General features: G+C 68.7%; 10 protein-coding genes. 5 read left to right on the forward strand and 5 right to left on the reverse strand.

Annotated features, from left to right (window positions below; all coding sequences use genetic code 11):
- Nucleotides 1–104 precede the first annotated feature (104 nt).
- Nucleotides 105–1,604 carry a depupylase/deamidase Dop gene (gene dop, locus ABIC28_RS18315; RefSeq protein ID WP_097209962.1) on the reverse strand — a complete coding sequence of 500 codons (1,500 nt, stop codon included), beginning with the start codon at nucleotides 1,602–1,604 and terminating at the stop codon, nucleotides 105–107.
- A 131-nt stretch (nucleotides 1,605–1,735) separates the two neighbouring features.
- Entirely contained in the window at nucleotides 1,736–2,278 is a 543-nt protein-coding gene (locus tag ABIC28_RS18320) for a carbon-nitrogen hydrolase family protein (RefSeq protein ID WP_097209760.1), read from the reverse strand.
- 298 nt (nucleotides 2,279–2,576) lie between these two features.
- On the opposite strand from ABIC28_RS18320, the gene ABIC28_RS18325 reads away from it, so the two are divergent.
- Nucleotides 2,577–3,839 carry a DUF418 domain-containing protein gene (locus ABIC28_RS18325; RefSeq protein WP_097209761.1) on the forward strand — a complete coding sequence of 421 codons (1,263 nt, stop codon included), beginning with the start codon at nucleotides 2,577–2,579 and terminating at the stop codon, nucleotides 3,837–3,839.
- Here the strand turns inward: ABIC28_RS18325 and ABIC28_RS18330 are convergent.
- Nucleotides 3,753–4,133: a nitroreductase family deazaflavin-dependent oxidoreductase gene (locus ABIC28_RS18330; protein ID WP_097209762.1), complete on the reverse strand. Its 381-nt coding sequence runs from the start codon at nucleotides 4,131–4,133 to the stop codon at nucleotides 3,753–3,755. The genes ABIC28_RS18325 and ABIC28_RS18330 overlap by 87 nt on opposite strands.
- Before the next feature lie 35 nt (nucleotides 4,134–4,168).
- Between ABIC28_RS18330 and ABIC28_RS18335 the strand changes: the two genes are divergently transcribed.
- Nucleotides 4,169–4,717 carry an NUDIX hydrolase gene (locus ABIC28_RS18335; protein ID WP_097209763.1) on the forward strand — a complete coding sequence of 183 codons (549 nt, stop codon included), beginning with the start codon at nucleotides 4,169–4,171 and terminating at the stop codon, nucleotides 4,715–4,717.
- Nucleotides 4,718–4,796: 79 nt separating this feature from the next.
- Here ABIC28_RS18335 and arc read toward each other — a convergent pair whose 3' ends face one another.
- Nucleotides 4,797–6,572, reverse strand: coding sequence for a proteasome ATPase (gene arc, locus ABIC28_RS18340; RefSeq protein WP_097209764.1), 1,776 nt, complete (start codon nucleotides 6,570–6,572; stop codon nucleotides 4,797–4,799).
- Nucleotides 6,573–6,757: 185 nt separating this feature from the next.
- On the opposite strand from arc, the gene ABIC28_RS18345 reads away from it, so the two are divergent.
- A complete protein-coding gene (locus ABIC28_RS18345) occupies nucleotides 6,758–7,261 on the forward strand; it encodes a WKL family lipoprotein (RefSeq protein WP_097209765.1) in 504 nt (167 codons plus the stop codon).
- A gap of 72 nt (nucleotides 7,262–7,333) precedes the next feature.
- On the opposite strand, the gene ABIC28_RS18350 is transcribed toward ABIC28_RS18345, so the two are convergent.
- Nucleotides 7,334–8,197, reverse strand: coding sequence for a tRNA (adenine-N1)-methyltransferase (locus ABIC28_RS18350; RefSeq protein ID WP_027501401.1), 864 nt, complete (start codon nucleotides 8,195–8,197; stop codon nucleotides 7,334–7,336).
- 115 nt (nucleotides 8,198–8,312) lie between these two features.
- Between ABIC28_RS18350 and ABIC28_RS18355 the strand changes: the two genes are divergently transcribed.
- Both ABIC28_RS18355 and ABIC28_RS18360 read left to right on the forward strand, forming a co-directional pair.
- Nucleotides 8,313–9,203, forward strand: a complete 891-nt coding sequence (locus ABIC28_RS18355) for a RecB family exonuclease (protein WP_420030270.1) — start codon at nucleotides 8,313–8,315, stop codon at nucleotides 9,201–9,203.
- Nucleotides 9,200–10,009, forward strand: a complete 810-nt coding sequence (locus tag ABIC28_RS18360) for a thioesterase family protein (RefSeq protein WP_354580173.1) — start codon at nucleotides 9,200–9,202, stop codon at nucleotides 10,007–10,009. Before ABIC28_RS18355 ends, ABIC28_RS18360 begins: the two co-directional genes overlap by 4 nt.
- Nucleotides 10,010–10,119: the final 110 nt, after the last annotated feature.

Genomic DNA, 10,119 nt, shown 5'->3' on the forward strand with positions numbered 1-10,119 from the left:
TGCACAATTACCGGCACAACCAGTGTGCGCTCGTGCACGGACCCCTACCCTACCGAGTGCGAGGCACCCTGAGGTGGTGGACGAGCGTGTCGCGTGCGCGCGTCTCAGCTGGTGAGCTGATCGACCAGGTCAGCGGCGGAATCCACCGACTCCAGCAGTTTGCCGACGTGCGCCTTGCTGCCGCGCAACGGCTCGAGGGTGGGAATGCGGACGAGGGAGTCGCCGCCCAGGTCGAAGATGACGGAGTCCCAACTGGCCGCGGCGATGTCGGCCCCGAACCTGCGCAGGCACTCGCCGCGGAAGTACGCCCTGGTGTCCGTTGGCGGGTTGCTGATCGCGTCCAGCACCTGCTGCTCGGTGACGAGCCGTTCCATCGAGCCACGCGCGACCAGGCGGTTGTACAGCCCCTTGTCGAGGCGCACGTCCGAGTACTGCAGGTCCAGCATGTGCAGCTTGGGTGCGGACCAGGACAGGCCCTCCCGCTGACGGAAGCCCTCGAACAGCCGGAGCTTCGCGACCCAGTCCAACAGGTGTGCGCATTCCATCGGGTCCCGCTCGAGCATGTCGAGGACGGTGGCCCACTTGTCGAGCAGGTCCGCCACCCGCGGATCGTCGTTGCCCTGGCGTTCGGCGAACGCCGCGCACCGCTCGTGGTAGATCCGCTGCAGCGCAAGACCTGTCAGCTCACGCCCGTCCGCGAGCGCGACGGTCTGTCGCAGCGTCGGATCGTGACTGATCAGGTGCACGGCGGTGACGGGGCGCGCGAGCTGCAGATCGGACAGGTCAACGCCCGCCTCGATCAGGTCCAGGACCAGCGCGGTGGTGCCGACCTTGAGGTAGGTGGACCACTCCGCGAGGTTCGCATCGCCGATGATCACGTGCAGGCGCCGGTACTTGTCGGCATCGGCGTGCGGCTCGTCGCGGGTGTTGATGATGCCGCGCTTGAGCGTGGTCTCGAGCCCGACCTCGACCTCGATGTAGTCCGCGCGCTGCGACAGCTGGAACCCGGACTCGTCGCCGGACTGGCCGACGCCGACCCGCCCGGATCCGCAGATCACCTGCCGGGAGGCGAAGAACGGCGTCAGTCCGGCGATGATCGCCGAGAACGGGGTCTCCCTGGAGCAGAGGTAGTTCTCGTGGGTTCCGTAGGACGCGCCCTTGCCGTCGACGTTGTTCTTGTACAGCTGGAGCCGCGGGGCACCGGGAACACTGGACGCGTGCCGGGCGGCAGCCTCCATGACCCGCTCCCCCGCCTTGTCCCAGATGACGGCGTCCAGTGGATCGGTGCACTCGGGTGCGGAGTACTCGGGGTGCGCGTGATCGACGTACAGCCGGGCGCCATTGGTGAGGATCATGTTCGCCGCGCCGACCTCGTCGGCATCGATCACCGGCGCCGGCCCGCTGAAGCGGCCCAGATCGAATCCGCGGGCGTCGCGCAGCGGCGATTCCACCTCGTAGTCCCAGCGGGTGCGCTTGGCGCGCGGCACACCGGCGGCCGCCGCGTAGGCCAGTACCGCCTGGGTCGAGGTCAGGATGGGGTTCGCGGTCGGTTCCGTCGGGGAGGAAATCCCGTACTCGACCTCGATACCGATGATGCGCTGCATGCCCACGAGCCTAGATCGTCGACCCGCTCGCCCCTTCGACCGTTCCCCATTGGCGGTGCCGTGGCGCCGCAAGGCGGTCCCCGCGCTGCCATTCGTGGTCCGCAGGCAGTGACACGAAGAATCGGTCGGGGCTACAGCTCCACCGATGCGACCGTTCCCGGTTCGGGTCCTAGCTGCACCACCACGGTTCCTGTCGAATCCCAGACTCCCGAGCCGCCGCAGGTCTGGGCGTAACCACCACCCGTCGGCCCGGCGAATCCTGCAAACGCGACCGGTAGGTCGTATGCGGTCGCGATCCGCTGCGCCCGTGTATCGAGTTCAGCGAGCTCGTCGGGTGCATGGACAAGACCCGCGACGTACAGATCGATGCCGAGGGCCGCGGTGCGATCGAGGTGATGCTCGATTCTCGTGTCCTTGCACACCCCGATGCCCACCCGCCTGCCCCTCACCTCGATACAGGCCGGCGCGTGACCGGCGTCGAAATGTCTTGCCTCCTCCTGGCCGAGAGACATCTTGAGGTAGGCCAAGGCGACTCCGTCTCCCGACACGGCGAGCACTCGGATGCCCCCGGCAGCACGCTTCACCGCCGCCGCGTGTGCGGCAACGTTGCCAGAGAGGTCGCCGAGCACGGTCGTCGGCTGCGCAACCGCAACCCGGATCTTGCGCGCGGTCATTCACACGCGGCTGGTTCGACCCAGCCCAGAGTTCGTTCGCTCTGCAGTCCTGCCGACGTCGCCCGGTCTTCGCCAACCATCCTCGAATCGAGTCCCAGCCGACCCACCCCACCCTCGATGCTTGCTCTAGATGGTTCGCCGACCGACTTCGCCGTGTTCGGCTTAAACGCCGATAAGCTGCGTTATGACATTATCCTAGGAAAGAGCGCTGCAAAATCTGGCGTGAAAGCTCGAAATCATCCTTCGGATCATCCCTTTGGCGGATCCCCTCGCCGGAGAATCCCGGCACCTTTGCCCCATGGCCGAGCCCCTTCCCCGCTACCCCAGCCTCGACGTACTGCGCGGCATCGCGATCCTCGGAACGCTGGCGACCAACATCTGGATCTTCACCAATCCGGAGGGACTGGTCGGCTACCTGAACGGCACCGCGGCCGCCGCGGGCGGCTGGGGGTGGGTCGAGAAGGTGCTCCAGCAGCTCGCGCAGGGCAAGTTCCTCGGCCTGCTCACGCTGATGTTCGGGATCGGGCTCGCCATCCAGCAGCGCTCCGCCCTCCGTGCGGGCAGGCCCTGGCCCGGGAAGTACCCGTGGCGGGCGGCGCTGCTGTTCGTAGACGGCGTCGTGCACTACCTGCTCGTCGTCGAGTTCGACGTGCTGATGGGGTACGCCGTCACCGGCCTGGTGGTCGCGTTCGTGCTGGCGAGTAGCGAACGCGCGCAGCGCCGTTGGATGATCTGGGCCGCGGTGATCCATCTGGTGCTGCTCACGCTCGGCGCCCTCGCATTCGCTGCCCAGCCTCCGCGCCCCGATCCCCCGCCGCTCGACCCGAACCCGTACGCGGACGGCTCGTGGTGGGACCTCGTGCTCTTCCGGATCGACAACATGGTGGTGTTCCGGATCGAGCCGGTGTTCATCTTCGCGCTGTCGATCGCGTTGTTCCTGCTCGGCGCCAGGCTGTTTCGGGCGGGGGTCCTGGCACCCGCCGGGTCCGGGCTCCGTCGCCGCCTGATGATCCTCGGGCTCGGGATCGCGTTGCCCATCGACCTCGCGACGGGGATGCTCGGCGGTGATGCCGGCCTGCTGGTTGCCCGGTACGGGACCGCGCCGCTCGTCTCGCTGGGTTTGCTCGCGCTGGTCGCCGAGTTCTATTGCCGCCGCCCCCGCGTCGGCACAGTCGGGGTCAGGCTCGCCGATGTCGGGCGGATGGCGCTGAGCTCCTACGTCCTCCAGAACCTGCTCGCGTCGGCGCTCTGCTACGGCTGGGGCCTTGGCCTCGCGGCACGCCTCTCCCCCGACGCCCGGGTACCCGCGACCGTCGCGATCTATCTCGGCGTCGCCGCGGCGGTGATCGCCGCCGCACACCTGTGGCTCCGCCGGTTCCAGCGTGGCCCGGTCGAATGGCTGTGGCACCGAAGCTATCTCCTGCTGGCCGGGGATGGCCGCGTCGGGCGATCCGGCGCAGGAACACCGACGACGTCAGTGGTCGATCCGGCATTGGAGGTAGGTGTCGGCACCGACTCGGCGGAGCACCAGGCGGACTCCGCGGGGCGCCCAGTTCGCTGACGGATCGGTGACCAGGCGGGGATCGGTCAGCGAGACCAGCCGGCCGCGGGTCGTGATGTCGACATGCCCGGCCGCCACCACGTTCCGCACCCAGTCGCTGTCCGGACCGTAGGTCAGTGCGAAGCGGTAGCCGTCGCCGCGCCGGAACACATTGACCGGTGTCCGGTACAGGCGGCCGGACCGCCGTCCGCGGTGCAGCACGATGGCGCAGCCGGGCAACCAGCCGGCAACGAGCCTGCTGACGCGATTGGTGACCACCTTGTTGAACTCGGCGAGCCTGCGCGGAAGGGGCACGTGGTCAGCCTATCGCCACGTGGAACGATGGACGCATGGATCAGCGCCCATCGTCGCCGTCGGGCGACCCCGCCGCGCCGGATGAGGTGGTGGCGGTCTACGACGCCGCAGGCGCGGTCATCGGCACGGCCCCACGATCGCGGGTGTACGCGGAGGGCCTGTGGCACGCCAGCGCGGGGGTACTGCTGCGGTCGATGGACGGCAGCAGGGTCTACGTGCACCGCCGCTCCCTCGACAAGGCGGTCTTCGCAGGCATGCACGATTGCGTCGCGGGCGGGGTGGTAGATCCCGGTGAGAGTCCTGGCGAGACCGCGGTCCGCGAGCTCGCCGAGGAACTCGGCGTCACCGGTGTCGAGCTGTCGCCCATCGCCCAGGTCAGGTGGGACGGCCGGTGGGACGGTAAACCGTTGCGATGCCACCTGTTTGCCTTCGAGGGGCGCTATGACGGCCCCATCAGTCACCAGGCGAGCGAGATCGTCGACGGTTGGTGGTGGACCGACGCGGAACTGCGCGCCCACCTCGCCGACCCGGCGTGGGCATTCGTCCCCGATACCAGGGCGCTGCTCGCCGGCTACTTCGCCTGAGCCAACCGCGCGAGGCGCTGCAACAACGAGAGAGGGCCGGGCACCCGAGGAACGAGTGCCCGACCCTGTTGTCGTCGCGCTACAGGTACTGGCCGGTGTTGGACTCTGTGTCGATGGCGCGGCTGGCACTGGCGTTCTTGCCGGTGACCAGCGTGCGGATGTACACGATCCGCTCGCCCTTCTTGCCCGAGATGCGTGCCCAGTCATCGGGATTGGTGGTGTTGGGCAGGTCCTCGTTCTCGGAGAACTCGTCGACGATCGAGTCGAAGAGGTGCTGCACCCGAAGTCCGGGCGCCCCCGTATCGAGCACCGACTTGATAGCGTACTTCTTCGACCGGTCGACGATGTTCTGGATCATCGCGCCCGAGTTGAAGTCCTTGAAGTACAGGACCTCCTTGTCGCCGTTCGCGTATGTCACCTCGAGGAATCGGTTGTCGTCACTCTCGGCGTACATCCGGTCCACGACCCGCTCGATCATGGTCTTGATGCAGGCCGCCCGGTCCCCGCCGAACTCGGCCAGATCGTCGGCGTTGACCGGCAGGTGCTCGGTCAGGTACTTCGAGAAGATGTCCTGCGCCGATTCCGCGTCCGGACGCTCGATCTTGATCTTCACATCGAGTCGGCCGGGCCGAAGGATCGCGGGGTCGATCATGTCCTCGCGGTTCGACGCACCGATGACGATGACGTTCTCGAGTCCCTCGACGCCGTCGATCTCGCTGAGCAGCTGCGGGACGACAGTGGTCTCGACGTCGGAGGACACACCCGACCCGCGGGTGCGGAAGATCGAGTCCATCTCGTCGAAGAACACGATCACCGGGGTGCCCTCGGAGGCCTTCTCGCGGGCCCGCTGGAAGATCATCCGGATGTGCCGCTCGGTCTCGCCGACGAACTTGTTCAGGAGCTCAGGGCCCTTGATGTTCAGGAAGTAGGACTTGGCGTCCTTGGCATCCTGGCCCCTGGCCTCGGCGATCTTCTTCGCCAGCGAGTTGGCGACGGCCTTGGCGATGAGCGTCTTGCCGCAGCCGGGAGGGCCGTACAGCAGCACGCCCTTCGGCGGCCGCAGCGCGTACTCGTGAAACAGGTCCTTGTGCAGGAACGGCAACTCGACGGCGTCGCGGATCTGCTCGATCTGCCGCCCAAGGCCACCGATGTCGCCGTAGTCGACGTCGGGCACCTCCTCGAGCACGAGGTCCTCGACCTCCGCCTTGGGGATGCGCTCGAAGGCATAGCCCGCCTTCGAATCGACCAGCAGGGAATCCCCCGGCCGCAGCTTGCGCGACGGCGAATCGATGTCCTCGTCGTCGGGATGGATCGTCGCGTCGGACGCGGCCAACGCGAGCGGATGCGCGAGCCAGACCACGCGCTCCTCGTCGGCGTGACCGACCACAAGGGCCCGTTCGCCGTCATCGAGGATCTCGCGCAGGCTGCAGATCTCCCCGACCCGTTCGAAGGCCCCGGCCTCGACGATGGTCAGCGCCTCGTTGAGCCGAACCGTCTGACCGGGTCGGAGCGTCTCGGTGTCGATGTTCGGCGAGCACGTCAGTCGCATCTTGCGACCGGAGGTGAACACGTCGACCGTCTGATCCTCGTGAGTGGAGATGAGCACGCCGTAACCGCTCGGCGGCTGACCGAGACGGTCGACCTCCTCGCGAAGCGCGATCAACTGCTGACGGGCTTCCTTGAGCGTGTCCATCAGTTTGGAGTTTCGGATCGACAGTGAGTCGACACGGGACTCGAGCTCTCGTACCTGCTCGGGCGACTGGGCGAGCTGGCGGCGAAGACCAGCGGCTTCCAGGCGTAGCGCCTCGAGCTCGGCCCGGGCGGCGAACGAGTCCGGATTCTCTGTTGCGCTCATGTGCGACTCCTCCCAGTGACGATCTATCAACGCTACAGCCGCCGTACCAAAACTGCGGACCGACAGGCGGACACGGACCGTAGGCGTCGCACAGTGTGGGACGGCGAGCCGCCTCACCCGCACCATCTCTGATGTTAGCCTTACCTGACTAATTGGCACCGTAGCCAACGAGAAAGGCCCAACTCGTGATCATTCGCAAGTCCCTCATCGCCGTCGGAACCATCGCACTGGCCGTAGGAGTCGCCTCCTGCAGCTCGGACGACTCGTCCAGCGCGTCGGACACCAGCACCTCCGCCGCGTCGACCAGCACCGGCACCAGCGCCAGCGCCAGCGCCGCGGCCGCGGCCGCCGCGGCCCCGAGCGCCGCCGAGCTGCAGGCCACCCTCGTGACCTTCTTCGACCCGGCCGTCGGCACCACCGAGAAGGCCGCGCTCGTCGAGGACGGCACCAGCCAGGCGGCGGTGCTCGAGCAGTTCAACGGGGTGCTCCAGGGCTACCCGCTCACCGCCGAGGTGACCAAGGTGACCGCGGTCGACGACGACACGGTCTCGGCCACCACGACCATCGCGGGCCCGCACGGCGGCGCCGCATCCGAGGTCGTCTTCGATCAGGTCGACGGCAAGTGGGTCATCTCCGAGGACGCCGCGTGCACCATCTTCTCGATGGGCAAGCTCACCTGCGTGAAGTAGCGGCTCCGCCGCCCGTGAGTGGTTCCGGTCCCCATGGGGTCCAGAAGTGCTCACGGGCGCGAAGCGCCTGCTCTAGACCTTCTTGTCCTTGCCCGCGCGGCGCTGCGGCTTCGGGGTGACGGTTCCCTCGGCCAGCTTGCGCGCGCTGACCAGGAACGCGGTGTGGCCCTGCATCCGGTGTTCCGGACGCACGGCGAGGCCGACGACGTGCCACCCGCGCACGATCGACTCCCAGGACCGCGGCTCGGTCCAGCACTCCTGCTCACGCAGCGCCTCGACCACCCGCGACAGCTGGGTCACCGTCGCGACGTAGACGATGAGCACGCCGCCGGGCACCAGCGCCTTCGACACCGCGGGCAACGTCTCCCATGGCGCGAGCATGTCCAGGATCACCCGGTCCACCGGGCCGCCGTTCGCCTCGGCGTCGAAGTCCGCCAGGTCCGCGACCGTGAGCTCCCAGTTGTCGGGGCGGCCGCCGAAGAAGGTCTCGACATTGCGGACCGCGTGCTCGGCGTGATCGTCGCGCACCTCGTACGAGATGACCTTGCCCTCGGGCCCGACCGCGCGCAGCAGCGAACAGGTCAGCGCGCCCGAGCCGGCTCCGGCCTCGAGCACCCGCGCCCCCGGGAAAACATCGCCCTCGTGCACGATCTGCGCGGCGTCCTTCGGGTAGATCACCTGCGCGCCGCGGGGCATGGACAGCACGTAGTCGACGAGCAGCGGCCGCAGCGCCAGGTACGGGGTCCCGTTGGTGGAGGTGACGACGCTGCCCTCGGGGGCGCCGATCAGGTCGTTGTGCACGATCCCGCCGCGATGGGTGTGGAACTCCTTGCCCGCCTCGAGGACCACCGTGTACTTGCGCGCCTTCGCGTCGGTGAGCTGAACGCGGTCGCCCTCCCGAAACGGTCCGGTCGGTCGCTTCTCGCGTGCGCTCACGTCTTGCCCAGCCACGACTCAGATCTCCTCGTATTCAGCATTCCCGGCGACCCACGCGCCGGCCCCGACAGCGGTGTCGGACCCGCCGCATACCCTGCCAGGTGTGAGCTCTCCCGTGTCGACGCCCCCTGCCGAGTCCTCCGCCGCCGCCGACACAGGGACCGAGCGCCCTCGCTCACGGCCCGCCCTGTCCCCCTCCCGCGCGGGCGACTTCAAGCAGTGCCCGCTGCTGTACCGCTTCCGCGCGGTCGACCGGATCCCGGAGGCGCCGTCCAAGGCGCAGCTGAAGGGCACGCTGGTGCACGCGGCACTGGAGTCGCTGTACGGCCTGCCCGCCCAGGAGCGGGTCCCCGACCGCGCGGTGTCCCTGGTCGACCCGGCGTGGGAACACCTGCTCGCCGAATCCCCCGACGTCGCCGAGACCGTCCCCGCCGAGGAGCGGGCCGCGTTCCTCGACGAGGCCCGCACGCTGATCGAGGGCTACTACAAGCTCGAGGACCCCACCCGCTTCGAGCCGGAGTCCTGCGAGCTGCGAGTCGAGACCGAACTCGACAACGGGGTGCTGCTGCGCGGCTTCGTGGACCGGATCGACGTCGCGCCCACCGGTGAGGTCCGCGTCGTCGACTACAAGACCGGCCGCGCGCCGCGCGAGATGACCGAATCCAAGGCGCTGTTCCAGATGAAGTTCTACGCGCTGGTGCTGCTGCGCACCCGCGGGATCGTGCCCGCACAGCTACGGCTGATCTACCTCACCGACGGCGAGATCCTCACCTACGCACCGGACGAGGCCGAGTTGCTGCGATTCGAGCGGACCCTGTCCGCGATCTGGAAGGCGATCCTCGCCGCGGGCCAGACGGGTGACTTCCGACCGAAGCCGGGGCGCCTGTGCAGCTGGTGCGATCATAAGGTGCGCTGCCCCGAGTTCGGTGGCACGCCGCCGCCCTATCCGGGGTGGCCAGAGAGCCCGGCAGATGAAGTGCAGAAGTTCGAGGAGATCGTCGAGTGAGTGACCAGGCCTACTACATCCCGCTGGGACGAGACGCCAACGGCACCGAACGCTTTGCCAGCACCGCGCTGACGGAGAGCACCTGGGGAAACACCATGCAGCACGGCGCTCCCCCGTCGGCTCTGCTGGTGCGCGCGCTGGAACGATGCGCACCACGCGAGGACGCCCGACTCACCCGGGTGGTCATCGAGATCCTCGGCCCGGTACCGATTTCCGAGATCGAGGTCCGGTCCTGGGTCGAGCGTCCCGGCAAGCGGGTGGAGCTGGTGGTCGCCGAGCTCTGGGCCACCAGCCCGGACGGCACCTCCCGCGCCGCGGCCCGCGGCACCGGCTGGCGCATGCAGACCGCCGACTCTTCTGCCGTCGCGCACGCCGGCGACCCCGCACTGGCCCCGCGGTCGCAGGCCCACGAGACGGCGCTGGAGGGCCCGTTCTGGGACACCGGGTTCGTCACCAGCCTCGAGTGGATGTGGCTGTCCGACATCGGCTGCGAGGGTCCGGGGCAGATGTGGGCGCGCCCGAATGCCGTTCTCGTGGAGGGCGAACCGCTCTCCCCCGTCCAGCGGTTGTTCGTGGTGGCCGATGTCGCGAACGGGGTCGGCACCAAGCTGGACCCGGCCGAGTGGACCTTCCTCAACACCGACCTGACGGTGCACCTGTTCCGGGTGCCAGAGGACGAGTGGGTCGGCATCGCCGCGGAGACTTCCTACGGCCCGGACGGGGTCGGGATGTGCGCGGGCGTACTGCACGACGAGTCGGGGCCGGTCGGCCGGATCAATCAGACAGTGCAGGTTCGGGCGAGATAACGGTGAGACGGGGGGGGGGGGCCCCCCCCCCCCCCCCCCCCCCCCCCCCCCGCCGCCCCCCCCCCCCCCCCCCCCCCCCCCCCCCCCCCCCCCCCCCCCCCCCCCCCCCC

Origin of the sequence: Rhodococcus sp. PvR044 (assembly GCF_040548995.1) — a bacterium.
Taxonomy (GTDB): domain Bacteria; phylum Actinomycetota; class Actinomycetes; order Mycobacteriales; family Mycobacteriaceae; genus Rhodococcus_G; species Rhodococcus_G oryzae.

Coding starts and splice junctions, on each gene's coding strand:
- ABIC28_RS18320 (WP_097209760.1), bottom strand. CDS start 2,278: ATGACCGCGCGCAAGATCCGGGTTGCGGTTGCGCAGCCGACGACCGTG.
- dop (WP_097209962.1), bottom strand. CDS start 1,604: ATGCAGCGCATCATCGGTATCGAGGTCGAGTACGGGATTTCCTCCCCG.
- ABIC28_RS18335 (WP_097209763.1), top strand. CDS start 4,169: ATGGATCAGCGCCCATCGTCGCCGTCGGGCGACCCCGCCGCGCCGGAT.
- ABIC28_RS18325 (WP_097209761.1), top strand. CDS start 2,577: ATGGCCGAGCCCCTTCCCCGCTACCCCAGCCTCGACGTACTGCGCGGC.
- arc (WP_097209764.1), bottom strand. CDS start 6,572: ATGAGCGCAACAGAGAATCCGGACTCGTTCGCCGCCCGGGCCGAGCTC.